General features: G+C 56.6%; 25 protein-coding genes and 1 pseudogene. 20 read left to right on the top strand and 6 right to left on the bottom strand.

The window, feature by feature from the left end; translation table 11 throughout:
• Positions 1–7 precede the first annotated feature (7 nt).
• The 3 genes from hydG to CORGL_RS04845 are packed head-to-tail and all read left to right on the top strand — an operon-like array spanning position 8 to position 3,062.
• Positions 8–1,453 carry a [FeFe] hydrogenase H-cluster radical SAM maturase HydG gene (gene hydG, locus CORGL_RS04835; RefSeq protein WP_013708795.1) on the top strand — a complete coding sequence of 482 codons (1,446 nt, stop codon included), beginning with the start codon at positions 8–10 and terminating at the stop codon, positions 1,451–1,453.
• 47 nt (positions 1,454–1,500) lie between these two features.
• Positions 1,501–2,769, top strand: a complete 1,269-nt coding sequence (gene hydF / locus CORGL_RS04840) for a [FeFe] hydrogenase H-cluster maturation GTPase HydF (RefSeq protein ID WP_013708796.1) — start codon at positions 1,501–1,503, stop codon at positions 2,767–2,769.
• Between the two features lie 32 nt (positions 2,770–2,801).
• Positions 2,802–3,062, top strand: coding sequence for a TM1266 family iron-only hydrogenase system putative regulator (locus tag CORGL_RS04845; RefSeq protein WP_013708797.1), 261 nt, complete (start codon positions 2,802–2,804; stop codon positions 3,060–3,062).
• Positions 3,063–3,068: 6 nt separating this feature from the next.
• Here the strand turns inward: CORGL_RS04845 and CORGL_RS04850 are convergent, their stop codons facing one another.
• A complete protein-coding gene (locus CORGL_RS04850; protein WP_013708798.1) occupies positions 3,069–4,202 on the bottom strand; it encodes a M20/M25/M40 family metallo-hydrolase in 1,134 nt (377 codons plus the stop codon).
• Positions 4,203–4,328: 126 nt separating this feature from the next.
• Between CORGL_RS04850 and CORGL_RS04855 the strand changes: the two genes are divergently transcribed.
• Both CORGL_RS04855 and CORGL_RS04860 read left to right on the top strand, forming a co-directional pair.
• On the top strand, positions 4,329–4,973 hold the full coding sequence (locus CORGL_RS04855) for a DUF5067 domain-containing protein (RefSeq protein ID WP_013708799.1): 645 nt from the start codon (positions 4,329–4,331) through the stop codon (positions 4,971–4,973).
• A 600-nt stretch (positions 4,974–5,573) separates the two neighbouring features.
• Complete coding sequence (locus tag CORGL_RS04860; protein ID WP_013708800.1) at positions 5,574–6,494, top strand: N-acetylglucosamine kinase; 921 nt, start codon at positions 5,574–5,576, stop codon at positions 6,492–6,494.
• Positions 6,495–6,638: 144 nt separating this feature from the next.
• Here the strand turns inward: CORGL_RS04860 and CORGL_RS04865 are convergent, their stop codons facing one another.
• Entirely contained in the window at positions 6,639–7,451 is an 813-nt protein-coding gene (locus tag CORGL_RS04865; protein WP_013708801.1) for a DeoR/GlpR family DNA-binding transcription regulator, read from the bottom strand.
• 222 nt (positions 7,452–7,673) lie between these two features.
• On the opposite strand from CORGL_RS04865, the gene CORGL_RS04870 reads away from it, so the two are divergent.
• The 14 genes from CORGL_RS04870 (at position 7,674) to CORGL_RS04935 (ending at position 19,696) form a co-directional block, all read left to right on the top strand.
• A complete protein-coding gene (locus CORGL_RS04870; RefSeq protein ID WP_013708802.1) occupies positions 7,674–8,552 on the top strand; it encodes a class II fructose-bisphosphate aldolase in 879 nt (292 codons plus the stop codon).
• Between the two features lie 117 nt (positions 8,553–8,669).
• Positions 8,670–9,095, top strand: a complete 426-nt coding sequence (locus CORGL_RS04875) for a PTS sugar transporter subunit IIA (RefSeq protein ID WP_013708803.1) — start codon at positions 8,670–8,672, stop codon at positions 9,093–9,095.
• Positions 9,095–9,592, top strand: a complete 498-nt coding sequence (locus CORGL_RS04880) for a PTS sugar transporter subunit IIB (RefSeq protein WP_013708804.1) — start codon at positions 9,095–9,097, stop codon at positions 9,590–9,592. Before CORGL_RS04875 ends, CORGL_RS04880 begins: the two co-directional genes overlap by 1 nt.
• A 3-nt stretch (positions 9,593–9,595) precedes the next feature.
• A complete protein-coding gene (locus CORGL_RS04885; protein ID WP_013708805.1) occupies positions 9,596–10,378 on the top strand; it encodes a PTS mannose/fructose/sorbose/N-acetylgalactosamine transporter subunit IIC in 783 nt (260 codons plus the stop codon).
• Positions 10,378–11,235, top strand: coding sequence for a PTS system mannose/fructose/sorbose family transporter subunit IID (locus CORGL_RS04890; protein ID WP_013708806.1), 858 nt, complete (start codon positions 10,378–10,380; stop codon positions 11,233–11,235). The genes CORGL_RS04885 and CORGL_RS04890 overlap by 1 nt, the downstream gene beginning before the upstream one ends.
• 50 nt (positions 11,236–11,285) lie before the next feature.
• A complete protein-coding gene (locus CORGL_RS04895) occupies positions 11,286–12,356 on the top strand; it encodes a zinc-dependent alcohol dehydrogenase (RefSeq protein ID WP_013708807.1) in 1,071 nt (356 codons plus the stop codon).
• Between the two features lie 195 nt (positions 12,357–12,551).
• Complete coding sequence (locus CORGL_RS04900) at positions 12,552–12,794, top strand: hypothetical protein (RefSeq protein WP_013708808.1); 243 nt, start codon at positions 12,552–12,554, stop codon at positions 12,792–12,794.
• Positions 12,795–13,154: 360 nt separating this feature from the next.
• Positions 13,155–13,913, top strand: a complete 759-nt coding sequence (locus CORGL_RS04905; protein ID WP_013708810.1) for a CDP-alcohol phosphatidyltransferase family protein — start codon at positions 13,155–13,157, stop codon at positions 13,911–13,913.
• A gap of 59 nt (positions 13,914–13,972) precedes the next feature.
• Positions 13,973–14,407, top strand: coding sequence for an FHA domain-containing protein (locus tag CORGL_RS04910; protein ID WP_013708811.1), 435 nt, complete (start codon positions 13,973–13,975; stop codon positions 14,405–14,407).
• 2 nt (positions 14,408–14,409) lie between these two features.
• Entirely contained in the window at positions 14,410–15,294 is an 885-nt protein-coding gene (gene ftsR, locus CORGL_RS04915; RefSeq protein ID WP_013708812.1) for a transcriptional regulator FtsR, read from the top strand.
• Between the two features lie 48 nt (positions 15,295–15,342).
• Complete coding sequence (locus CORGL_RS04920; protein WP_013708813.1) at positions 15,343–15,876, top strand: adenine phosphoribosyltransferase; 534 nt, start codon at positions 15,343–15,345, stop codon at positions 15,874–15,876.
• Positions 15,877–16,112: 236 nt separating this feature from the next.
• Positions 16,113–17,213, top strand: coding sequence for a C40 family peptidase (locus CORGL_RS04925; protein WP_013708814.1), 1,101 nt, complete (start codon positions 16,113–16,115; stop codon positions 17,211–17,213).
• Positions 17,214–17,403: 190 nt separating this feature from the next.
• Complete coding sequence (locus CORGL_RS04930; RefSeq protein WP_013708815.1) at positions 17,404–18,561, top strand: coiled-coil domain-containing protein; 1,158 nt, start codon at positions 17,404–17,406, stop codon at positions 18,559–18,561.
• A 280-nt stretch (positions 18,562–18,841) separates the two neighbouring features.
• Positions 18,842–19,696, top strand: coding sequence for a DegV family protein (locus tag CORGL_RS04935; RefSeq protein WP_013708816.1), 855 nt, complete (start codon positions 18,842–18,844; stop codon positions 19,694–19,696).
• A gap of 300 nt (positions 19,697–19,996) precedes the next feature.
• Here CORGL_RS04935 and CORGL_RS04940 read toward each other — a convergent pair.
• A pseudogene (locus tag CORGL_RS04940) lies at positions 19,997–20,953 on the bottom strand (NAD(P)/FAD-dependent oxidoreductase); the annotation flags it as partial.
• A gap of 117 nt (positions 20,954–21,070) precedes the next feature.
• Here CORGL_RS04940 and CORGL_RS04945 point away from each other — a divergent pair.
• The gene (locus tag CORGL_RS04945) at positions 21,071–22,387 is read left to right on the top strand and encodes an MGDG synthase family glycosyltransferase (protein ID WP_013708818.1); all 1,317 of its coding nucleotides are present in this window, start codon (positions 21,071–21,073) and stop codon (positions 22,385–22,387) included.
• Between the two features lie 34 nt (positions 22,388–22,421).
• Here the strand turns inward: CORGL_RS04945 and CORGL_RS04950 are convergent, their stop codons facing one another.
• Genes CORGL_RS04950 through nrdR form a run of 3 tightly spaced genes read right to left on the bottom strand, consistent with a single transcriptional unit; the run spans position 22,422 to position 24,670 of the window.
• A complete protein-coding gene (locus CORGL_RS04950) occupies positions 22,422–23,741 on the bottom strand; it encodes an NCS2 family permease (protein WP_013708819.1) in 1,320 nt (439 codons plus the stop codon).
• Positions 23,742–23,778: 37 nt separating this feature from the next.
• The gene (gene dut, locus CORGL_RS04955) at positions 23,779–24,222 is read right to left on the bottom strand and encodes a dUTP diphosphatase (protein WP_013708820.1); all 444 of its coding nucleotides are present in this window, start codon (positions 24,220–24,222) and stop codon (positions 23,779–23,781) included.
• Between the two features lie 4 nt (positions 24,223–24,226).
• Positions 24,227–24,670: a transcriptional regulator NrdR gene (gene nrdR / locus CORGL_RS04960; RefSeq protein ID WP_013708821.1), complete on the bottom strand. Its 444-nt coding sequence runs from the start codon at positions 24,668–24,670 to the stop codon at positions 24,227–24,229.
• Between the last annotated feature and the right edge of the window lie 51 nt (positions 24,671–24,721).

Below are 24,721 nucleotides of genomic sequence, written 5' to 3' on the forward strand. Positions count from 1 at the left end.
GGACATCATGTACACGTATGATCCGAAATCTCTGGTCGCCGACGAGTTCATCAACCACGAGGAGATCCTGGCCACACTGGCCTGGGCCGATGCGAACAAGGACAACGTCGAGCTGATCGACGCCATTCTAAACAAGGCGCGCCCGCGCCGCACCGAGACCGGCGTCAGCTGCGCCGGTCTCAGCCATCGGGAGGCCTCGGTGCTGCTCGCCTGCGAGGATCCCGAGCGGATCCAGCGGATGTATCATCTGGCGAAGGATATCAAGCAGGCCTTCTACGGCAACCGCATCGTGATCTTCTGCCCGCTGTATCTGTCGAACTACTGCGTCAACGGCTGCGTCTACTGCCCGTATCACGCCAAGAACAAGCACATCCCCCGTAAGCGCCTCACGCAGGAGGAGGTGGCGCGCGAGGTCATCGCGCTGCAGGACATGGGTCACAAGCGCCTGGCCATCGAGGCGGGCGAGGATCCCAAGATGAGCCCGATCGAGTACATCTTGGAGTGCATCGAGACGATCTACGCCATCAAGCACAAAAACGGCGCGATCAGGCGGGTGAACGTCAACATCGCGGCCACCACCGTCGAAAACTACCGCCGCCTGAAGGACGCCGGCATCGGCACCTACATCCTGTTCCAAGAGACCTACGACAAGAAGAGCTACCTGGAGCTTCATCCCACCGGCCCCAAGCATGACTACAACTACCACACCGAGGCGATGGACCGCGCCATGGAGGGCGGCATCGACGACCTGGGTCTGGGCGTCCTGTTCGGACTCGAGCGCTATCGCTATGAGTTCGCCGGGCTGCTCATGCATGCCGAGCACCTCGAGGCCGTCCACGGCGTCGGGCCGCACACGATCAGCGTGCCGAGGATCAATGCGGCCGACGACATCGATCCGTCGACCTTCGCCAACGGCATCGATGACGACACCTTCGCGAAGCTGTGCGCCCTCATCAGAATCGCCGTTCCGTACACCGGCATGATCATCTCGACGCGCGAGAGCCAGAAGGTCCGCGAGCAGGTGATCGGGCTGGGCGTCTCACAGGTCAGCGGGGGGTCGCGCACCTCGGTGGGCGGCTACGCCGAGCCGGCACGGCCCACCGAGACCGAGCAGTTCGACGTCTCCGACCAGCGCTCGCTCGATGAGGTGGTTCGCTGGCTCATGGAGCTGGGCTACATTCCATCATTCTGCACCGCATGCTACCGCAAGGGGCGCACCGGTGACCGCTTCATGGCTCTGTGCAAGACCGGCCAGATCCAGAACTGCTGCCACCCCAACGCGCTCATGACCCTCAAGGAGTTTCTCATGGACTACGCGAGCGAGGAGACCCGCGCCATCGGCGAGGCGCTGATCGAAGCCGAGATGAACAACATCCCCAAGGAACGGGTGCGCGAGATCTGCGGTGATCACCTGAGCAAGATCGAGCAGGGGATCCGTGACTTCCGGTTCTAGGGAGTCCCTGAGCGCCGCGCACGTGAACGTGATGAAAGGAAACCGAGATGTCCATGAGCCTCAATGACACGCCGCGCGCCAACCGGGTGCACATCGGCTTCTTCGGTCGCAGGAACGCGGGCAAGTCGAGCCTCGTGAATGCGGTGACCGGGCAGGATCTCGCCGTGGTGTCCGACACCCCCGGCACGACCACCGATCCGGTCTACAAATCGATGGAGCTGCTGCCGCTGGGTCCGGTGGTGATCATCGACACGCCGGGCTTTGATGACACCGGCGAGCTCGGCGAGCTGCGGGTCAAAAAGACGCGGCAGGTGCTCAACAAATGCGACATCGCGATTCTCGTCTACGATGCGGCGTCCGGTGTGACCGCAGCCGATCGCCAGCTGCTCGAGCTGATCCGCGACCGGGGGCTGCCGCATCTCATCATCGCCAATAAGTCCGATCGTGGCGCTGCAGCGGGCGACAGCGCCACGGCGGGCCCTGACGCAGCGACAGCATCATCAGCCAGCGCTGCTGCGCCGACAGACAATGAGGCACTGTGCGTGAGCGCGCTCAGCGGACAGGGGATCCACGAGCTCAAGGAGCGCATCGGCGCGCTCGCCGGCACCGACCGGCACGAGCGGCACCTCGTCGGCGATCTTCTGAGCCCCGGGGATCTGTGCGTGCTCGTCGTGCCCATCGACTCCGCCGCGCCGAAAGGCCGACTCATTCTGCCGCAGCAGCAGGCGATTCGCGACATCCTCGACGCTGACGCCACGGCGCTCGTGCTCAAGGAGGATCAGCTGGCGTCGACGCTGGACATCCTCGGCAGGCAGCCGACCATGGTCATCACCGACAGCCAGGTGTTCGGCAGGGTCGCGCGCGACACGCCCGTGGACGTCCCGCTCACCTCGTTTTCCATTCTCATGGCCCGCTACAAGGGATTTTTGGATGCCGCGGTGCAGGGTGTGCGAGCCGTCGATCGACTCCGCGACAAAGACCGCGTGCTCATCGCCGAGGGATGCACCCATCATCGTCAGTGCGACGATATCGGCACGGTCAAGATCCCGAGATGGCTGCACGAGCGCACCGGTCGCGATCTTCAGCTGGAATGGGTGTCGGGCACGGAGTTTCCGGAGGATCTCACCGATTACGCTTTGATCATCCACTGCGGGGGATGTATGCTCAACGAGCGGGAGATGCGGCACCGAATGGCGTGCGCGGCCGACAGCGGTGTTCCGTTCACGAACTACGGAACGCTCATCGCGCATCTGCACGGCATCTTGGAGCGCAGCCTCGAGCTGTTCCCGCATCTGAGGGCGGAGAGATCCGCGTAACGCCAACGGCACGCAGCCGAAAGGGGAGAGAGATGGAACAAGACGAGATGGATTCCCGCGTCGCGGTCGCCTCGATCATCGTGGAGGAACCGGATTCCGTGGCTGAGCTCAACGATATCCTGCACGAGTACCGCGATCACATCATCGGGCGCATGGGACTGCCCTATCGCGAGCGCGACATCTTCATCATCAGCGTCGCGATGGACGGACCGCAGAGCGTCATCAGCGCCATGACCGGCAAGATCGGTCAGCTTGCAGGTGTCTCAGCGAAGACGGCGTATTCGAACGTGTAGATCCCGTCATCCCAGATAGCGTGCGATCAGGCTGCAGACGAGGCCGATCCCGCGGGGAATCGACGTGAGATCGACCCATTCCTCACGCGTGTGAGCGAGATCGCCCTCGATGGTGCCGATCGTGTTCGCGAGCACACCCAGCGACAGCGGAATGTTCGCGTCCGTCGATGCGGCGCACTCCTCGATGTCCCTTGCGACCCACGGTCGCATGGTCTCGATGTTTGCATCGGTCCACGCGCGAAGCGCTGCAGGGTCGACGTTGCCCGCACCGGGGCGCTCGCCGACAAGCTCGATCTCGACATCCACGCCCTCGGCGCGGATCCCATCGATGACCCGGCGCATCGCGGCGCGCATCTGCTTCAGGCAGCTGGCGCTGCTCGAGCGGTACTCGTAGAGCAGCTCGCAGCGCTCCGCGATCGAGTTCACCGTGGTGCCGCCCTCGATGCGCCCGACGTTGCAGGTGGTTTTTGCCTCGTCCGGCAGCTCGATGGCATAGAGCCGGCAGACGAGCTCGGCCGCCTGCGCGATGGCGCTCGGCATGCCGAAGTCGCCGAATGAGTGACCTCCCTCGGCACGGATGACCATGCGGTAGCGATGGGAGCCGACCGGCTCGCTCGTGATCTCGGCTTCGTAGCCGTCGAACGAATAGAAGCGACGGATCCGATCACCGAAGGTCTTGAAGATCTCCCGGCATCCATCCAGGTTGCCAAGTCCCTCCTCGCAGGAGTTCGCGACGATCATGATTCCGCCGTGGAGCTGATCGCGGTGTTCGAGCAGAAAACGGGTGCCCATCATAAGATTGACGAGATTTGCGGTGTCGTCGCCGATACCGGGCGCGTGCAGGATGCTACCATCGCGGACCGGCGTGAACGGATCGCGATCATCGAACACGACATCGGTGTGGGCCATGAACACGGTGATATCTTCGCATCCGTCGCAGTTGAATCGGCAGATGACGTTCTTCGCCTTGTCGATGCGCGCATTCTCGACACCGGCACGCTCAAACCAAGCGCGACAGAACTCGGCGCGCAGCTCCTCGTGATGGCTCGGCGCGGGAATGGCGCCGAGTTCCTCCAGAAGTGCGATCGCCTCTTCGGTGTGAGCAGCCGCAAATGATTCGATGTCAGATTTCTTGATCATAGAGATCTCCGTTTCTCGCAGGTAGCGCGATCGTACCACATACTATGGCACTAACAGCAAGTGTGAGACTTCGAAACGTGTAACAGAATGGTAGTATCTAGACACCAACAGAAAGGGTGTTGCACCATGGCACAAAATGAGTCTTCGCATAAAGAAACAACTTCGAAATGCTTGGGTCATACCAAGAAAAAAATCCCCATATTGAACTTTGTTGTGATTATCGTTTCTGTGATCGCCGCAATCGCATCGGGCGCATCACTATACGTTTCTATCACTACACGCGCTCAGCTGATGTCCAGTTTCGACTCCGTCGCGTCTGCTTTTGATGGACACGGCAGCGCTCGGGACGACAAGGTGGATGACAGCTCCGATAATCGTAAAAAGACGATTCGGAAAACTGAGGGCGAGGGTGAGATCGACGGATGGCATGTCAAATTCGTCTCCGTCGATTCCTCAAGAAGAGACTTCTCGGGTGCTGCGACCATCGTTCTTACCTATCAGGTGACAAACAGCACCGGTGACAATGAGAATCCTCCGTCAGGTGTGAAATTCCAAGCCTTTCAGAATGGCCAAGCTCTTCGTCACGCAACATTCGGCGATGCGGAACCTGATAACTATGATTTCTTCAACCAGCTGCAAGACGGTGTGACCATGACTCTTACTACTGGATTTAAGTTGCTGGACGATTCGGCGCCCGTCACGATCGAGATAGAGGGCCTCAGCGACAACGCTTCCAAAACCGTTATTTCCAAGCAGTTCAGTTTGCAATAGCGTACATAGCATCCGGCACGTTAGATTCGCAGAGTACCACCGCCCTGGCGCATATCGGCGGCTACACAGTCTGGGTCTCGTCTGAAGCGAGGCTCAGGGTCCGGCGATCTCGACAAAGCCGGTGCCTGCAAGACGTTGGCTTGTGCACCGTCGCGAACGGCTTCCGATCATCGAACACGATGTCGGTGCGAGCCATGGACACCGAGACGTCGCTGCGCACCCGTTGCGGTCGAATTAACGAATTCCGATTGCCCACACTCCGTTCACGGGAGAAATCCTATCACTCGCGGAGGAGCGCTTAGAGTTTGCCCTGCATTATCTTTACCTTGGTTAAGATACTCAAGCTTACCAAGGTTAAGATCAATGTCATAGCGTCAGGGAATATATATGAATCATAAAATGCTTGCACAAGAGATTCTGTAAAACTTGCAATGTAGTGCAACAGGCTAATAGATCGCGATGTTGCGCATAACCATCCTATTGAAAAATAATTTCAAACTAATTGTACTCATAAGTCTCGTGTTGATTTCAGCGTAATATGCCGTCGCGTACCTGTAAGCTAAGGATTATATGCTTTTTTCCGAGCGCAGGGAGGTCCAGATGTGGCTTGGAGTTGACGGCGGCGGAACGAAGACAACCTTTGCCTTGTACGACGACGATATGCGACCGCTTGATGCCTTCGACAGGGGCACGAGCCATATCGGGCAGATCGGTGCCGAGGCGATGCGCTCGATGCTCGTCGAGGGCTTCTGTGAGGCAGGGCTCCGCGGCCTAGCTGACGTGCGGGGAATCGGCTTCGGCATCGCGGGCTTCGGCGAGGGGGCATCCGACGACGCGCGGATACGGGCGATCGTGACCGATGCCGCCGCAGGGCTTCCGTTCGAGCTGGTGAATGATGTTCAGGCGGCGCTGGCCGCGAGCCTGGATCTGGCCGAGGGAATCGTGATCGTCGCCGGAACCGGATCGATCGCATACGGCGAGCGCGGCGGTGTCGGGATGCGCTGCGGCGGTTGGGACTATCAGATCGGCGACGAGGGAAGCGGCTACTGGATGGGAAAGCAGCTCGTTCGCGCGTTCAGCCTGCAATCCGACGGTCGCCGTCCGCGCGGCGCGCTGCATCGGATCGTGCGGCAGGAGCTCGAGCTTTCCCGCGATCTTGATCTGATCGCCTACATGCGCGATGTCATAGGGCACGATCGCACGAGAACCGCCGCGTTGAGCGTACTGGTATCGCGCGCGGCGATGGAGGGCGACCCGGATGCCCGAGACATCTTTCGGCGCGCCGCAGCCGAGGAGGCTCGGATGGTCGAGGTGATCGCCGATGCGCTGTTCGGTGAGAAGCATCCCGCAGGCGAGGCGATTCCGGTTTCCTATGTCGGCGGAACCTTCAAGGCCGGCGAGCTGATCTTGAATCCGCTCGCCGAGCAGCTCCCGTCGCGCTGCAGGCTGGTCGCCCCGATCAGAGAGGCGGCGTCGGGCGCCTGTCTGCTGCTGCGACGACGACTCAGCCGCTGCGGCTGATCGCCGAGTTCAGATTTGACATTTGCTTCCATGCCGCGGATGCTCTCAAAAACACTCTTGATCACGGTCTTTATCCTAGTGGTCGCACCCGTCGTCCGCGGCGACCTACCGCATCCGCAATCCTTATCGGTACCGTCTCGATGATCAGGCGATGGTGATTATCGGACTTTCTCCACAGGACTCAAATCTCAGACGATCGCTGCTGGAGATTCTTCCATCAGTGACAAGTTCACTCACATCAGAAAGCTCTGCGAATGTCACAGTTGTAAATGTGCCGATTTTGCTTGAATCCATCAGCATCACGCAACGTTCTGATCGCTCGATCATCCTTCGTTTGAAGTTGGAGAGGTCAGTCGTGTGAACGGTAAAACCCCGTTCAAACGAAAATGCGCTTGCGGCCAGAAATGCCAGGGGTGCAGAAAATCGCATCAGAGCATCGATTGCAGAAGACCCTGTTGTGTAGTGAAAGCCGTTTCTCACCGATCCACCGAGCAGATTGATAGAACAATCAGGGAGCAGACGCTCCGCTTCGGATGCGATAGCATAATCATTCGTAATCAATGTGATACCGCGACGTGAAGCCAGTGCGCGGACAAACTCGAACGTCGTGGAGCCCGAATCGCAGAAAATCGTTTCGCCATCGCGAACAAGCTGAGCAGCTCTGGCTCCTATTGCAATTTTTGCTTCCTGGTGCTCTGCAAATGCGGTATCGGCAGGTTGCTCAACTGCGACAGCTTCTCGAACCACGGCGCCACCATGAGTGCGACGAAGCAAGCCTGCGGCATCGAGATCGCGAAGGTCGTTGCGAAGCGTCGCGGGGGATACGCCGAATCGCATTGACAGATCGCCTACCAGCACACGCGACTCCGATGCCAGTAACTCGAGGATGCGATTTCGTCGCTCCTCCGCGAACAGATTGAGGTCATTGCAACTAGGCGTACCGGTCGAATTGTTCATCTGATTCTCCGACATCTGCAGTTCTCATTGATCTTCACATAATAGCTTACGAAAAATAACACCAAGGCAGTTACCGTTAACGGTTCCTATTCTACCGTCTGCTGAGAAGAATGCCTGTAAAAAGAAAACTAAATGAAAGAGAGTAGAATAAACGCTAGCGATCGTTAACAACCGTGAATCAATACAGAAGCAAACAAAAACTGTAGATCAAAAGGAGCTTGCATGCTTATCAATCTGAAAGACATCACCGCTATTGCCGAACAGCACACGATGGCGATCGGTTCATTTAATTGCCCAAGTCTCGAATCCATTCGCGCGTCCATCGATACCGCAGAGAAACTCGGTTATCCCGTGATCATCGCACATGCACAAGGGCATGAGGATATCGTTCCGTTGAGTGTGATCGGACCGATCATGGTAGCGCTTGCCGAGCGCTCATCGGCACCTGTTTGCGTCCATCTCGATCACTGCGAGGATCTATGCTATATGAGGCGCGCGCTTGATCTGGGATTTACCGGCGTCATGTTTGACGGGTCCATGTTGGAATATGAACGCAATGTCGAGCTTGCAAAGCGAGCTGCTGATATGTGCGGCCAATTCGATTGCGGATTGGAGTGCGAGCTTGGTTCAATGGGTCCGCGGGAAAATGGACGCGGTCATGAAAAGGAGAACGTTGACACTCCCGATGCGATTTACACAGATCCCAAGCAGGCAGTCGAGTTCATCGGCTCCACCGGTTGCGACCTTCTCGCGGTCTCGTTTGGAACGGTACACGGTATCTACAAGGGGACGCCCCATCTTTCGTTCAAAGTCCTCGAAGAACTGCGTTGCCACACCATGACGCCGCTCGTCATGCATGGTGGATCAGGTGTTTCCGATTCTGATTACCATCAGGCTATCCAAGCTGGTATACGTAAGATCAACTACTATACATATGGTGCAAAGTTTGCGGGAGAACGTGTAAAAAAAGTCATCTCAGATTTTCAGGGTCTAGATCAGAGCGCCATCGTCTACTGGCATGACATGACTGAAGCTGTTTACGATGAATTATGCATCGCATTCGAACATGTCATGAACGTCTTTGCAAACAAGTTATCTTGACGTATGCGAACAGGGAAAAACCTGCTTGCACCCGTGGAGCGCGTATCAACATTATTAAATATACCAGCCTAACGTTGTTGATTGGCAATCTCTGCTTTAAAGCGGAAGGAGTTGCTCATGAAGTACATCTTGGCTTCGCATGGGGGACTGAGCAAGGGAATGCTAGAAACCGTGCAAATGATTTTGGGTCCTCAGAAAGATATGTTCGCCTTCAGCTTGCACGCGGAAGATGAAGCCGCGCGATTGGGCGAGCAATTGACTGCAATACTCAGCCCCGAAGATGAGGGAAACGTGATTTTCTTCACGGACGTCTGTTTTGGAAGTCCTTTCAACCAGGTGGTAGAGATATCGCGTGCGCACGATATCTTCCATATCACTGGCATGAACTTGCCATCCCTGATCGAAGCCCTCGTGTGTCGCAGCTCCGGCAAAACCGCCTCAGAAATCGTAAGCGCTGTTGTCTCAGTTGCTCAAAGCAGCATAAAAGACGTACGGGGTCTTTTGAGTCAAAGCTTGGATGTAACCGAAGGGGAGGAGTGGTGATGAGAAATGTTGTTTTGGCACGCGTAGACGATCGTCTCATCCATGGGGAGGTGGTCTCGGTGTGGACGCCCAGCCTATCAGCAAACTGCATTCTCGTTGCAGATGATGCGGTTGCGCAAGACAAGTTCAACAGCCGAGTTTTAAAATCGCTTGCCCCTGATGGCGTGAAGGTATTCGTAGCAACAATCGAGGCGGCGATCAAGGGCTTGAATAAAGAACCTGTTCCCGGCGAGCGGGTCATCGTTTTGACAAAAAGTCCGATCACCTTCCTCCGAATGATCGAAGCAGGTGTACCGATCACACAAGTCAATCTCGGTGGCATGGGCCTACACGGAAATCGAGCTCCATTCATCAAAAATGTCGCAGCTGACCCGGATGAGGTAGCCGCTATCAAAAAGATGCACGACAGTGGTGTACATGTCTACTATCAACTTGTTCCCGAGCAAGCAATGATCGAAGTAAATGATGCTCTCAAGCGTATGCAGAGACAGGAGTGACCCATGACGATTATTCAAGCCGGATTATGCGGCATCGTTTACTGGCTTGCAGTGGGAAACCTCCCTTTTGCCGGTCTTTGGTCTTTACAGCGTCCCCTCGTATGTGGTCTCATCACGGGCGTCATTTTGGGCGATCCTGTTCAAGGTGCTGTAGTAGGCGGTAGCATCAATCTTGTCTATCTCGGTTTCATTTCTGCCGGAGGCTCCATGCCTGCAGATATGGCGCTTGCTGGTGTCCTGGGCACCTCATATGCCATCGTCGGTGGTCTTTCGGCGGAGACTGCTCTTGCGTTGGCCGTCCCACTTGGATTGCTCGGCACCATCGTTTGGTATCTGCGTATGACATTCGATTCGATCTTTGTGCACATAGCAGACGGCTATATTGAAAAAGACCAATTTGAGAAGATCTGGATCGCGAACATATTGTTTCCGCAGATCTTTGTATGTGTGATTTCACTTGTGCCCTGTGCGCTTGCAGCGTATTTCGGTGCCTCCTACATTCAATCGTTCGTCACTATGATGAGTGGCCGAGTACTCACTGTGTTTGAAGTCATCGGTAACATGATGCCTGCACTTGGCATTGCCATCACCCTGCAGTATATCTTCAAAGGAGAGTCAATCGTCTTTCTCTTTCTTGGATTCGCGCTCGCGGTCTACTCCGGACTCGATCTGTTGCCATTGGGCATCATCGCTCTTATCACAGCCATAGTTTACGTTCAGCTTTCGTACCAAAAAAATGTTACGGCTGTACCACCCGTCGCATCTGAATCGGAGGAGGAATTCTGATGGCTGAAAAGAGCAATCTTGCTCGTAAAGATGGTCTGGTCACAAAGAGTGCGCTGCGGCACGCTTGGTTCAACTGGGAAACATTTGTACAGACGTGCTACAACTATGAACGCATGATGGGACAAGCCTGCGCGCATGTTTTTGTTCCGATCGCTCGGATGCTATACAGGGACGACGCCTTGAAACGTCGCGAACTGATGAGACGAGAAATTGAATTCTTCAATGTGGAACCTGAGTTCGGTGCCTGTATCTTGGGAATGTCGATAGCCGCTGAAGAAGAAAAGGCGCAGGGTGCGCCTATACCGGGGGAGTTCATCACAAATATCAAGACCTCCTTGATGGGGCCCTTAGCCGGAATCGGCGACACCATCTGGCAGGGCGTTGTCATCCCTATACTCTTAGGCATCTGCATCGATCTAACCACATCCGGATCAGGCAACATCTGGGGAGCACTGCTCTATGCAGTTCTTATCACCGCAGGCGCCTATGCCGTTTCTTATGCGAGCTTCATGTTCGGATACAGGGCGGGAAGCGATGCAGTCGTAGATTTTTTGGAAAAGGGAACTCTTGGAAAGCTATTGAAAGGCGCATCGATCATGGGGTGCATGGTCATGGGCGGTCTGGTTGTGAAATACGTTGTCGTGACGTGCGGTATCGAGTTTTCAACCACCGGAACCGTTTTCAATGTGCAAAAGGATCTCTTTGACACGATCATGCCGAAGATCCTTCCATTGTGCGTAACCATGCTTGTTTACTGGCTACTTAAAAAGCGCTGGTCATCTTTAAAGATCATCGCGCTCATTGTTGCTGTCGGGATTATAGGTGTGCTGAGCGGCGCGCTCACATACGTGGCTTAGCAACTTCACGAAGTGATCCAATTATCTCAGCTCTGGAAGGTGGAATCGACATGCAGGTAGAAACTATGAAAACCGCGGTGTTTCGAGGAGTGAGAGATATCGTCTTGGAAGAATGCCCCAAGCCTCACGCAATCGGAAGCGATGTTTTGATCAAAGTTGAGAGTTGCGCTCTGTGTACCTGGGAGCAACGTGTGTACACCGGTATGAATAAGGTCGAGTATCCGTTTATCGGCGGCCATGAAGTCTCTGGAACGATTGAAGAAATCGGTGAACATGTCGATTCCCGAGAATGGAAGATCGGAGACCATGTTGTCATCGGAGCCAATCTGTCATGTGATGAGTGCTTTCTTTGCAAGACGGGGGAAGGGCAGAGTTGTCCGCACTTTGACCATCAAACGAAACTGGAAGGTCTTCCGTATCACGGAATGGGAGGGCTATCGGAATATCTTCTCGTTCCGACCCATTGCGTATTCAAATATCATGATGTGAGTTCACAGGAGGCGGCGATCATCGAACCGCTTTCCTGCGTGGTCCACAGTGTGGAATCTGCTGACATCCAGTTTGGTGATTACGTTCTGATCATTGGATGCGGCATCATGGGTCAGTTGCATATTCAGCTAGCTGGAAAACGCGGAGCATCTGTCATTGCGGCAGACATCGACGAAAAAAGACTTAAACTCGCCTCACAGCTCGGAGCGAATCACACGATCGATCCCTCGAATGAGGATCTTGCTCAGAAGGTACTCGAATATACAGATGGTCGCAAGGCGCAAGTGGTTTTCGACACGACGCCGTTTCCGAGCGTGCTCGAAGATGCCTATCGTTGTGTTGGCAACACCGGGGCGGTCATCCTTTACAGCTCTATCCATCCCAAGCCGGGCGAGGACAGACTTGTGCCCATCGACGCGGGTTGGATGCATAGCTGCTCTATACGAACCATCGGCACTGCAAATTCCAATGCTCGTGATTTTGTAAGAGCAGCTACGCTGGTGTCAGAGGGAATAGTCGATATGAGACCTTTCGTGAGCGCGCAATATACTGCGGATCATGTTAAAGATGCTTTTGAAAAGGCGATCGAGGGCACGTCTTTTCGTGTCGTCGTAAATTTCAACGTCATGTGACAGACGGTTCCCTATAGCGGACTGCTTTCTCTTTGGGGCCCCTCTATGCAATGCATAGGGGGCCCTGATGTCTCGAGGATTCACGCTATAATTCTTGTTGCAGGTTTTTTATAAATCGCAATTCTGAACAGCAAACGTTGACGTTGTTTATACGCAATCGTATTCGTAGAGTATCGAGACATAGGAGTGAGAGCCGTGAGCCCACATCGCAGCATCTTGATCAAGGACACCACACGCGAGCAGCGCGAGGAGATCATTCGACGCTCGCTGGCCGGCTGTGGCGACGGAAGCTGCGAGATGTGCAGCTCATGCAGCCTCGGAGCGGGTGACCCGTTCGCGATGTACCAGCCCTATATCGATGGAGATATGGAGATTCGCGATATCAATGCGAAGCGCGCTGCTGACAACGAGCGCCTCTTCGGACTGCAACGCGGATAGCTCAGCGGCGATCCGATCGGATAGGTCTCAGGACCGCGGCATGGTCGCCCTCGCACTTCAAAGACGGGTGCCCGAAGTCCGTGGAGGGCTGATCGCGGACACGTACTTCTGCTACAATCGTTTCACGGTCTGACGTCATGTTTCTTGCTCGGAAAGCTCACCAAGTCATTGGATCTGATTTGATTCTTGCTTTGGAAGTCCAACGATGCGGAGCCAAGTTTTCGTTTCATGGCCATTGTATCGCTGTCGGAGGCATGCGCCCGGATACGAGACGCATGCGAGCGGCGCGTCACATGCGATCGACGAATGGGTATCAGCAGTCTGTCTATGTGTTCGCGCCAACGCAACTAGGGGATCAACGTGCGTCTCAAAAGGAAGATCAGAAAGGAGCTCATCGGGACCTCCGACTACCCCTCGAACAAGGTCTTCACCGTCTCCAACTTCATCACAGGCTCGCGCCTCATTCTGACCTTGGTGTTCCTGTTCCTGTTTGTCACCGATGTGAATCGCTACGTCGCCCTTGTCATCTATGCGATCGCAGCATGCACCGACTGGCTCGACGGGCAGATCGCCCGCATGACCAAGACGGTCAGCTGGCTGGGCAAACTCATGGATCCTCTTGTCGACCGCGCCCTGCTGTTCACCGGTGTACTCGGACTGGTGATCAGATCCGAGCTTCCCGTGTGGATCTGCATCCTGATCATCGCGCGCGACGCCTATCTCGCGCTCGGCAACTTTATCGTGCATCATTTCCACAGGCGCCCCATCGATGTCGTCTACACGGGCAAGGCCGCGACGGCACTGCTCATGGCGGGGTTCACGCTCATGCTGCTTGGAAAGCCGATAGTTGAGGGTCTCGATGTGCTGCCGGCAGATGCCGCGGGTTTTCCCGGTTTGAATGGAGAGGACGCTCCGTTCGGCATATTTCTCGTCTATCTGGGCTCGGTCTTCTCGATCCTCACAGCCCTTGTCTACACGGCCAAGGGGGTGCTGCTCGTCAAGCGATCGCAAGAGCACCCAGAAGACGAGGAGGAGGATTTCCTCAACCCGGAGATCGTGGAGTCAGACGATGATGGACCGGTCGCCGAAGGCTTTCGTGACAGCTCTGAGGTAGAATGATGTACATGTTCGGATGATCAGCCCTGGCATCGCTGCGGGGGACACGATGGAGGTTCCACATGTCTGGCAATTTACATGAAACGCCTGATATCAGGCGTGAAACTGATTCGACGCGCGTTTTTCGCATGCCGTCTGACGATGCTACGGCACCCGATCTCATGAAGCGCGCTCCGTTTGCCAGACCGATTCTGCTCATCATCAAGGGGCCGCAGACCGGTAACGTCTTCGAACTCGACGAGGACGAGACCTCCATCGGTCGAGATCCCTCAAATCAGATCTTCTTGAACGACATGACGGTATCACGGGTTCACGCGAAGATCTTCTGCAGATCACGGGGAACGATGATCGAGGATCTGGGTTCGTTGAACGGAACCTGGGTTGACGGTGCCATCGTGAACACCGCTACGCTGCATGACGGGTCCTCCATTCAGATCGGCACCTTCACGCTGGTGTACCACGAAAGTCAATCGGAGCGCATCGAGACTGGTGAGTAGCTTTGGCTGAGCGCAGCTACCTCAGTATCGGTCAGGTCGTCAACCTCCTGCGCGGCGCGTATCCCGATCTATCCAATTCCAAGATCCGCTTTCTCGAGGATGAGGGGCTGATCGCCCCTCATCGGACACCGAAGGGATATCGACAGTACTCCAAAGAGGACGTTGATCGCCTCGAGGTCATCTTGCACCTTCAGAAGACGCGCTACATGCCCTTGAATGTCATCAAGCAGCGCCTCGATGGCGCGACTGACCTGTCCAAGCTCGCCTACGAGGTCGGCCTGCTCTCCGATGTGCCGCTCAAAACCGAGGCGAAGGAGACCAAGCAGAAGCTTCATCCGATCGATAACATCCCCGACCTGCTCGGGGTTGACATCTCGTTCGTTCGCTCGCTGGCTGAAAACGATCTCATTCGCATCATCAGGAGTCCAAAGCACCGCGATCTGATCGATGGACGCGACTTCCAGATCATACGCTACTGCGCCGAGCTCTCCCGTTTTCATATCGAGGCTCGCAACCTCCGTCAATACGTGCTTGCCGCCAATCGTGAATCCACGATGTTCGAGCAGGTCCTGATCGGCATGCTCGGAATGGATGACAGCGACGAGGACCGAGACGCCAAACTGGAGCGCGCCTTCAAGAAGTTGCACGATCTCACTGACGGGGTGCAGACCGAGTTGCTCAAGAATCGCGTCTTCGAGTCGCTGCATGCGATCGTCGAGGACGCCGACGTCGACTCGATCGATGAAGAGCTGACTCGTTCGGAGGCGGAGGTCGATTCGAGTCGGGAACCGGCTCCGCAACAGATCGATCTCGGGAAGCTTTCAGCTCCGCTGCCGCTCGAGATCCCCGTTGCCTCGGAAGCGGCCGTCATCACCGGAACGCCATAGTCGCACTTCAGCCGGATCACATCTGTACTCGACCAATAGGGAGCCATCGTGTCCACATTCGACTTCTCTGCCTACATCGCCGACATTCCCGATTATCCTGAGCCCGGTGTCCTGTTCAAGGACATCACACCGTTGTTCGCCGATGCCGTCGCGATGCGCGCGACGATCGCGACGATCGCGGAGCATTTCCAGGGACAGGGCGTGACCAAGGTGATCGGTCCCGAGGCGCGCGGCTTCATGGTCGGCGTACCCGTCGCGCTCGAGGTGGGTGCGGGTTTCGTCCCCGCGAGAAAACCGGGCAAGCTTCCGCGCGAGACGATCTCGGTGAGCTATGATCTCGAATACGGAACCGACACCCTTCAGATCCACGCCGATGCGCTCACCGCTGAAGACCGCGTGCTCATCATAGACGACCTTGTCGCAACCGGTGGGACCCTCGCTGCGACCGGCGAGCTCGTGCAGACCACCGGGGCGCATCTCATCGGATACGGTTGCATTCTCGAGCTCGGTTTTCTGCATCCGCGCGATGCGCTCGCAAAAGTCGGCGAACACGAACTCTTCAGCCTCGTCAAGGTCGATTGACGTCGAAGTCGTTTCCATGAGCTGTCTGGCTGCGCATCAAACTCAGCGAGGAAGCGAATTCATCTCCTTGCGATGCCCGTTATTTCTTGACAGCACCTCCATATCTATGTGGCATTTTCTTCGCCCATATGGAGTATCCCCGTCGGTCGGCTCGGAACCCTTCCTGTCGCTCTCCATTCGGGGTAGGGTGGACACACGATGGGAATTCCACGTCACACCTTGAAAGGGCACTGTCTATGCTGAAGCAGATTCGACATGCACTGACGCTCATAGCCATCTGCGCGGGCATTTTGCTGGCTGCGGCACTGGATTCGGCACCCTCAGCATACGCCGATACCGCCTCGGATCTGGCGGAAGCTCGCTTAAAGCTTGAACAGTACGCCTCGAGCTATGGCAAGATCTATGATCAGGTCACCGCCTACACGGCTGATCTCGAGGTCACGAAGGGCAACATCGAAAAGAACGCGCAGCAGATCGAGAGCAGGCAATCCGAGTTGCGCGATGCGCAAACCGAGCTTTCGCGGCACATATCGGATACCTACAAGGCCGGCGGACTGTCGTTTTCCGAGGTTCTGTTCGGATCGAACAGCTTGAACGAGCTGATCTCCCGCATCTATTACATGAACAAGGTCTCTGAATCCCAAGCTGCCGCGATCGACAATATCAAGACCATCAAAGGAGAGCTCGAGACCGCGCGCCAACAGCTTTCCAATGAAAAGAGGGATCAGGAGAATCTGCTCTCCAAGGCGAAGGAGAGGGCCGCCGCCGCCGCGGCTGAGCGCGAGCGCGCCAGCAGCCTCGTTGAGTCCCTCGATGCGGATCTCAAGCAGCAGATCGCCGATCAGGCAGCCAAGGACGAAGCTCTCGCGAAGGTGATCGACAACACTCCGAGCCCTTCGCCGACGCCCACGCCGGATACGCAGAAATCCCCTGATACCCCCGCGGACTCCGGTGGCAAGCCCTCCCCGAAGCCGAATCCCGGTCATGCGACCGGCAGCTACATCGAGAACGCCAAGCAGTTCATCGGCGTGCCCTACGTGTGGGGCGGCTCCACCCCCGCAGGATTCGACTGCTCAGGTCTCGTGATGTACGCCTATGCCATGGAAGGGGTGTCCCTTCCGCACAACTCCGACGCGCAATGCGAATACATCAAAAAGCATGGTCGCTTCACGACCGACAAGTCCCAGTTGCAATACGGTGACCTCGTGTTCTTCGTCGGCCATGTCGGCTTCTATGCCGGCGGTGATTCGATCTTGAATGCGACGCAACCGGGCGACGTTGTCCGCATCACGAGACTGAGCGCGCAGAGGAACTTCATCGGCGGCGGGCAGCTCTGAGGTGCCGTGGTCGTCACGCGGCGGCCACGGTTGGCCCGTCTGCCTGCGCGAAGGAACCCTTAAGATAGCGTGTGGACACTCTGGAGGTTTCGCTCTGAGATCGTGAGCCGCCTGACAGCTCCGATGACTGGCCGCTATACTGAAGTCGTGTATGACCTGAACCATCACCGGACTTGTAGGAAGTGTTTGCATGCGATTCGCGAAGCCCGCTCGCACTCGGATACATCTTTTGACGCGCAGATTGCTTGCGGTTGCGCTCTGCGTTGCCACGGCCGTCACATGCAGCCCCCTGAGCGCATTCGCCGACGCTCAGTCCGATCTCGCCTCCGCGACAGCTCAGCTCGAGCAGATCGGATCAGATTACCAGAAACTTCAGGAGCAGCTCGTATCCTCCACCGCCGAAGTAGAGGATACGAAATCATTGATCGAGGAGAAGCACACCGAGCTCACCGAGAAGCAGGCCGAGCTGGCAGGCCATGTCTCAAGCGAGTACAAGACAGGCGGTGCCTCGGTGATCAAGCTTCTGCTCGACTCGACCACGTTCAACGATATCCTCGAGCGCGTCTTCTACATGGACAAGGTATCGGCGGCTCAAGCGGCGACGATCAAATCGGTGCGCGATCTCAAAGCTGAACTCGAGCGAAAGCAGGTCGAACAGGAACAGAAGCTCGCCGAGATCCAGCAGCAGGTCGACGATCTGGCAGCGAATCAGAAGAAGGCCCAGTCGCTCGTGAACTCGCTCAGCGCAGAGGTCAAGCAACAGCTTGAAGAGCAAGCCAAGAACAACGCAGCGGTCGCATCCGGTATGGAGTCCTCAAACGATGCCGCAAACGGTGCCGCAAAGGTTCCCGTCGACGGTGATGGCAGCACAAATAACAATACCGCTGACAAGAGCGGCGGCAATGTGACGCCACCTGCACCGAACCCGGCTCCTGTTCCGACCCCGACGCCCGCCCCCGCACCAGATCCCAGCGGTGGCAAAACGACTATCTCGTCTCCTATCGGCTATGCGCTCGCGCAAGAGGGTGCAGCCTATGTGAGCGGCGGCAGAAGCCCCTCGGTGGGATTCGATTGCTCCGGACTTGTCTGGTACGCCTACCGGTGCATCGGTATCACCCTTCCCTCGACGACCTCGGGCGGACAGGAGATGTATTTCCGGACTCACGGTCGCTTCACCACCAACGTCAACGAGCTCCAATACGGCGATGTGGTCTTCTTCAGCGGACATGTCGCGTTCTATGTGGGAGGCGGCAAGATCTTCGGTGCAAGAACGTTCGGCAAGGGCGCGGGGACAAGCGATATGAGGTATTTCGGTTCCTTCCACGGCGGCGGGCAGCTCTATCGATGAGTGCTTCGTCTCGCTAGAAGGCCGGAGCTTTTCGTTCTCATTCAGTCGTGAGAGCAGATGGACACTTCTTATATAGCGCGTCTGCTTCAAATCCGACTCAGTTAGACGTATTATGATTGATATGATAGCTGGTTCGCATATGTGATTTGGTTGCAGTGGGTTTGACTGCAACCGATTCAATTCGGATATGGATACACTGTCATGAGCGAACCTGACCTCGTGCCACGCGGTCGCGCGGTATGCTCGCCGATATCACCGTGGCTCATCTGAAAGGACAGCAATGACTTGGGCAATCGTAGCGGACTCCAGTTGCAACCTGCGTTCGTTTGAACCCACGGCCCCGGATACCGTCTACCGCTTCGCACCGCTCAAGATCAATGTCGCCGGCCGGGAGTATATCGATAATGCCGACCTTGATGTCGAGGATCTCAATCGTCGCGTAGCCGCAGAGGGTGCGGCATCATCGAGTTCGTGTCCGAGTGCGGGGGAGTGGGCGGAGCTTTTTCGGTGCGCGGAGAACGTGATCGCGGTCACGATCTCATCCAACCTGTCCGGAAGCTATGAAGCGGCCTGCATCGCACGTGATCTGGTGCTCGAGGAGGGCGGACACCGTATATACGTGCTCGACACGCGGTCCGCCGGTGGCAAACTCGAGGTCATAGTCGAAATGCTCGATCGGTACCTGCATGACGGCGAGCGGACCTTCGAGGATGCCTGCGACTACGCTCGATCTCTCGAGCGCTCCTCACAGGTTCTGTTCTCCCTCATGAGCTATGAGAATCTGTCAAAGTCTGGTCGCATGCCCAAGATGGCAGGTATCATCGCGAGCAAGCTGAGCATTCGCATTCTCGGCACGGCGAGCCCGGAGGGCACGATCAAGATCGTCGGTCCGGCTCACGGTGAGCGAAAGATGAATCAGAAGACCGTCAACACCATGGCTGCGGATGGTTACCGCGGCGGCCTCGTCTATATCGATTACGTCGATGGGCAACGGGCTGCCCATGAACTCGCTGACATGATCGTTCAACGTTGGCCGACCGCACAGATTCGCATCTTACCCTGCGGGGCTCTCTGCTCGTTTTACGCGGAGCGCGGCGGGCTGATCATCGGATACGAATGGTTCACCACTCGATAATCGTACTCCTTTGAATATCACCCTTTTCAGGGGCCAGCGACCAAGCCATAATTCAACAATGGATCAGCGAAAATTTACCGCCGTCTCGATTACAAAATAGCCGATAGCTCGAATGAACGCCACACATGCAACGAGGCCAATGAGCATACACATTTCAATCTTCATAGCTGTTTTGAATCTGTTTTGACGACGAGCCCATGCGTGAGGGCAGAGGTGCAGACCCCACAACATTACATAAGATATATTATCGTGATTTGATATCCACACGACCTCACGTCGATGACTTCCGCCTATCCGGGATCAAGCGGCATGACAATCGATGTAACGGTATGCGCTCACCGCGGCGATCGCTCCATCGGAGATCGCGGTCACAACCTGACGAAGATCCTTCTCGCGCATGTCGCCGGCGCAGAACAGCCCCGGCGTTCTCGTCGCCATGGCCTCGTCGGTGATCACGCCGCCATCGGTTCCCAGATCGACGTAGGGCTTGACGAGACAGACGCTCGGGTCATTGCCGACGAATACAAAGACGCCGAACGACCCCTCATCGTGGGTCTCCTCATACGTCTCCATGGTCGCATTATCCTGAAAAACGATGCGCGAAAGCATCGAAGACCCCTCCACGCCGAGAACTGAGGTACCGAATCGAACAGAAATCGCCTTGTTGGCAAGGACCTTCTTGATCAGGCTCTTGGGTGCGCGAAACTGGTTGCGCCTGACGACCATGATGACCTCGCGTGCGAACCTCGTCAGAAACATAGCCTCCTGACAGGCGGTGACTCCGCCTCCGATGACGAAAACGAGTCTCCCCTTGAAAAATGCGCCGTCGCAGGTGCCGCAGTACGAGATGCCGCGTCCACGATAGGTGTCCTCGCCTTTGAAACCGACGGTGCGAGGGGCCGAACCCGTGGCCGCGATCACAGTCGGAGCAGCGTGGATCGCATCGGTCGTCTTGACATGGAACATGCCGTCTTCGGAGCGAGACAGCGACTCGACCATGGCGAACTCGACCAGAGCCCCTGCGTCCTCAGCGTGCCTGTGAAGCTTCTCGCCGAGTTCGGTTCCGGACATGCGCTGGATACCGGGATAGTTGTCTATGAAATCCGTGGATGCGATCTGTCCACCGGGCATGCCCTGCTCGAGAACGAGAACGTTGAGTCCGGCGCGGGCAGCGTATATGGCCGCTGAAAACCCTGCCGGTCCACCGCCGATGACGATTACGTCGCAACGCGTGATCTGATCCATGTTGTTCCTTTCAGCTTCCCCACAGGATCGAGATTTATCCGATCTCTCTGGTCATACCCAATTCTAAACCCGCGCGGGGCCTCTTAGCGTAAAATATACGCAGACCGAACGTGACCTCAAGGAGCGTGAATGCCTTCAGATGATACCGTTGTCCCGTCGCCTGCGCACAGGACAGCGCTCGGATCAGATGATATCTGCACAGGATCCTTCGAAATCCGTCCGGGAAGCCCGAGGCCCGTTGTGATCGTCATTCACGCATCGGTCGGTTCCGGGCACAGAGCGGCGGCCCGCGCGATCGCCCAGAGCATCGATGATCTGCGAGGCAGATACCGTATTCCCGAGAATATCGAAATCGAAGTTGTCGATGTGCTCGATTTCGGTCGCATCAAGTTTGATGGCAACAAGACCGCAGCGTCCTTCACGGGGGCTACGCGTCCCATCTACGATATCACGTGGCGATACTCGCTCACCGGTCGCCTGCTGTGGGGCGGTGGAACGGCATGGTCGCATATCATGTTTCCGAAGTTCACCGAGCATGTGCGTCAGCGCCGACCTCTCGCCATCATCGCAACCCATATCGTCGGCGCCAATGTCGCGGTGGGAGCTCGCTCCATTACAGGGATGGATTATCCTGTGGTCTGCGTGCCCACTGACTATGAGATCGAGGGCTGGTGGCCCCATCGACAAACCGATTTGTTCTGCGTCGCAACCGAGTACATGGCGGAGACCCTGCGAGCGCGAGGGGTCATCGATGAGCGCATCACCATCACCGGGATCCCCGTTCGCAACGGCTTCGAGCGCCCTGCGGATCCCGTCGCGGACCGAGCGCTCTTCGGCCTCCCTCAGGACAAGCTCATCGTTTTGATCATGGCGGGGGCGACGCTTCCTCAGCCCTATGTTCGGTTTCGATGCGCCATAGAGCAGACCGTTCCCTATCTGCGCGCTCTGGAGGGAATGCACTTCGTGTTTCTTCCCGGTCGGGATCAGGAGTATTCGGGAAAGCTCTCGGCGCTCTTCGCGGGGATGGGTCTCGGCAATGTATCCGTGCTGCCCTTCGTAGATGATATGGCCGCTCTCATGCATGGTTCCGACCTTGCGATCATGAAATCAGGCGGCCTCACGGTGACCGAGTGTCTATGCGCCCAGCTTCCCATGGTCCTGCTCGGAAAATCATACGGTCAGGAAAAGGCGAACACGACGATGCTCACATCGATGGGTGCCGGCATGCACGTCACAACCGCCCGGGAACTCGTGCTGACGCTCAAGCACCTGCACGACAATCCCGCCGCGCTCAAAGCTCTGATCATCAATGCGGGCGCGCTGCGCAGACCCCACGCGGCAAGCGATATCGTTAAGGCCACCATGAGCCATGTCGGAGTTCCCATCGACCGGGAACGTCATTTCATCTCGTTCTATTGGGGCGCGAAGCCCGCGCACACGCGGTAAGCGAACGAGATTTCACAAGGTGCGCAACCGAGCCTCACGCGACGAGAAATGAGATGATAAAGGCGATATCGACGATCCAGGTGAGCGGCTTGATCTTTTTCATGTGACCGGTGCAAACCGCGATCAGGGAATACACGATGAAGCCGAGACCGATCCCCGTTGAAATCGAATAGGTCAACGGAATCCCGATGATGGTGACAAAGGCGGAGATACCATCTAAAGGCTTATCAAAATCGATATCGGCAACGACGCTCATCATCAGATATCCGACCAGAACAAGGGCACCGCAGGTCGCAGCTGAAGATACAACAGCGATGACCGGGGAGAAGAACGCTGCGACCAAAAACAAACAACCACAGACAACGGAGGTCAGTCCTGTGCGCCCGCCGTCTGCGGCACCTGAGGCCGACTCCATAAAAGTCGTGCATGAAGAGGAACCCACGAACCCGCCGAGCGCCGCAGCGATCGAATCGATCAGAAGAATACTGCGGATATCCTCCACATTTCCGTCTCGGTCGAGAAAGTCCCCTTGTTTTGCCACGGCGACAACCGTTCCCATCGTGTCAAAGAAATCGGAGAGCATGATGGAGAAAACGAATACGAGCAGCGTCGGGCTCACGAACACCTTGAGGATCGCCATCCCCGATCCGTCCTGTGCGGTTTGAAACGGTGCGCCGAATGTCGTGAAGTTCGGCAGCTGCAAGATTCCCTGCGGGATCGCGGTGACGCCGAGCGGTATGCCGGCGAGTGAGGCGATGAGAATGCCGATCAGAAGGGCGCCGCGAACGTGAAATACAAATAGAACGAACGTCACGAGAACCGAGAGAGCCCCGACCATGAACTGAGGTGAGTACACCGAGCCGAAACCGATCAGCGTGGACTCGTTGTTCACGACGATGCCACCGTTGATCAGACCGAGCAAGGCGATGAAGATGCCGAGTCCAACCGCTATCGCGCGTCGAAGCGAGATGGGAACCGCATCCATGATGGCCTCGCGCAGACCGCACAGGACAAGACCGGTGATGATGATCCCCTCGAGGAAAATGACGCCCATAGCGACTCGCCAGTCACCGCCGCTCGCCGCAGTGAGCGAGAAGGCGACGACCGCGTTGATCCCCATGCCCGATGCGCACGCGAGCGGGCGATTCGTGCAGACCCCCATGAGAATCGTCATGACACCGGCCGCAAAGCATGTCGAGGTCACAGCGGCCTCTGCAGAAACACCTGCCGCAGCCAGCAGAGATGGATTCACTGCGATGATGTAGGACATGGCCAAAAACGTTGTCACACCTGCACGCACCTCGGTACCCGAACTCGAATTGCGTTGCGTGTATCTGAAGAATCTCTCAAGCATGTGGTTATCCTCGGTTTCGTTTTTCGATCGCATCGAGCTACATCGTGCCGCTCGACCCGAACCCACCTGTACCGCGTTGCGTTTCATCAAGGGTTTCAACTTCGATGAGCCGTATCGCGGGCACCTCCTGAATCACAAGCTGCGCGATGCGCTCTCCGCGCTCGATGCAAATGGACTCGCGCGGATCGAGGTTCACGGCGATGACCTTGATCTCTCCGCGGTAATGAGCATCGATGAGACCAGGCGAGTTCGCGATGGAGAGCCCCCGTTTGAGCGCCATGCCGCTCCTGGGCTGAACAAAGCCCGCATAGCCCTCAGGCAAAGCGATCGCGAGACCGGTGGAGACGAGCGATCGCTCGTGCGGACCGAGCTCGATCGTTTCGCTGGCGCGAAGGTCGAGCCCCGCATCGCCGGCGTAGGCGTAGGACGGAAGCTCGACCGACGGATCGAGACGCTTGATAGAGACCGATACGCATGCCATATTCTCACCTTAACTTGTCAAGTTCCTGAAGGAACTCATCGATATCCTGAAAATCACGATACACCGAGGCAAACCGCACATAGGCGACCTTATCAAGCCGCTCGAGCCGCTTGAGGACCATATCGCCGATCTCGCGCGAGTGTATGGAGGCGAACGTTCCAGCCCGCAACTCGCGCTCGATATCATCAATGAGAGAATTCAGCGATTCAAGGCTGATCGAGCGCTTCACCGTGGCACGCGTGAGACCGACGAGCAGTTTGTTGCGATCAAACGGTTGTCTCAACCCATTGCTTTTGATTACCTCGATTGGATCTTCGCAGCGTTCATAGGTTGTGAAGCGATATCCGCAATCTAGACATTTTCGACGACGCTTTATCGCGTTGGTCGTCTCATGCATCCGCGAGTCCACGACGTGGGTTTCCTCGCTGCCGCATTTGGGACAGCGCATCCAGACCTCCTCAAAATCGGAAACGAGGTAAGAATACCACGACTCCCCCCA

The organism is Coriobacterium glomerans PW2, assembly GCF_000195315.1.
Lineage (GTDB): Bacteria > Actinomycetota > Coriobacteriia > Coriobacteriales > Coriobacteriaceae > Coriobacterium > Coriobacterium glomerans.

Bases quoted from the DNA above. Each gene is read 5' to 3' on its own strand.
- CORGL_RS04885 (WP_013708805.1), top strand. From the start codon at position 9,596: ATGACGATTATTCAAGCCGGATTATGCGGCATCGTTTACTGGCTTGCA.
- CORGL_RS04845 (WP_013708797.1), top strand. From the start codon at position 2,802: ATGGAACAAGACGAGATGGATTCCCGCGTCGCGGTCGCCTCGATCATC.
- nrdR (WP_013708821.1), bottom strand. From the start codon at position 24,670: ATGCGCTGTCCCAAATGCGGCAGCGAGGAAACCCACGTCGTGGACTCG.
- CORGL_RS04930 (WP_013708815.1), top strand. From the start codon at position 17,404: ATGCGATTCGCGAAGCCCGCTCGCACTCGGATACATCTTTTGACGCGC.
- CORGL_RS04945 (WP_013708818.1), top strand. From the start codon at position 21,071: ATGCCTTCAGATGATACCGTTGTCCCGTCGCCTGCGCACAGGACAGCG.
- CORGL_RS04935 (WP_013708816.1), top strand. From the start codon at position 18,842: ATGACTTGGGCAATCGTAGCGGACTCCAGTTGCAACCTGCGTTCGTTT.
- CORGL_RS04910 (WP_013708811.1), top strand. From the start codon at position 13,973: ATGTCTGGCAATTTACATGAAACGCCTGATATCAGGCGTGAAACTGAT.
- CORGL_RS04880 (WP_013708804.1), top strand. From the start codon at position 9,095: ATGAGAAATGTTGTTTTGGCACGCGTAGACGATCGTCTCATCCATGGG.
- CORGL_RS04950 (WP_013708819.1), bottom strand. From the start codon at position 23,741: ATGCTTGAGAGATTCTTCAGATACACGCAACGCAATTCGAGTTCGGGT.
- CORGL_RS04860 (WP_013708800.1), top strand. From the start codon at position 5,574: ATGTGGCTTGGAGTTGACGGCGGCGGAACGAAGACAACCTTTGCCTTG.
- CORGL_RS04875 (WP_013708803.1), top strand. From the start codon at position 8,670: ATGAAGTACATCTTGGCTTCGCATGGGGGACTGAGCAAGGGAATGCTA.
- CORGL_RS04865 (WP_013708801.1), bottom strand. From the start codon at position 7,451: ATGAACAATTCGACCGGTACGCCTAGTTGCAATGACCTCAATCTGTTC.
- CORGL_RS04895 (WP_013708807.1), top strand. From the start codon at position 11,286: ATGCAGGTAGAAACTATGAAAACCGCGGTGTTTCGAGGAGTGAGAGAT.
- CORGL_RS04870 (WP_013708802.1), top strand. From the start codon at position 7,674: ATGCTTATCAATCTGAAAGACATCACCGCTATTGCCGAACAGCACACG.
- dut (WP_013708820.1), bottom strand. From the start codon at position 24,222: ATGGCATGCGTATCGGTCTCTATCAAGCGTCTCGATCCGTCGGTCGAG.
- CORGL_RS04855 (WP_013708799.1), top strand. From the start codon at position 4,329: ATGGCACAAAATGAGTCTTCGCATAAAGAAACAACTTCGAAATGCTTG.
- hydG (WP_013708795.1), top strand. From the start codon at position 8: ATGTACACGTATGATCCGAAATCTCTGGTCGCCGACGAGTTCATCAAC.
- hydF (WP_013708796.1), top strand. From the start codon at position 1,501: ATGTCCATGAGCCTCAATGACACGCCGCGCGCCAACCGGGTGCACATC.
- CORGL_RS04925 (WP_013708814.1), top strand. From the start codon at position 16,113: ATGCTGAAGCAGATTCGACATGCACTGACGCTCATAGCCATCTGCGCG.
- CORGL_RS04850 (WP_013708798.1), bottom strand. From the start codon at position 4,202: ATGATCAAGAAATCTGACATCGAATCATTTGCGGCTGCTCACACCGAA.
- CORGL_RS04890 (WP_013708806.1), top strand. From the start codon at position 10,378: ATGGCTGAAAAGAGCAATCTTGCTCGTAAAGATGGTCTGGTCACAAAG.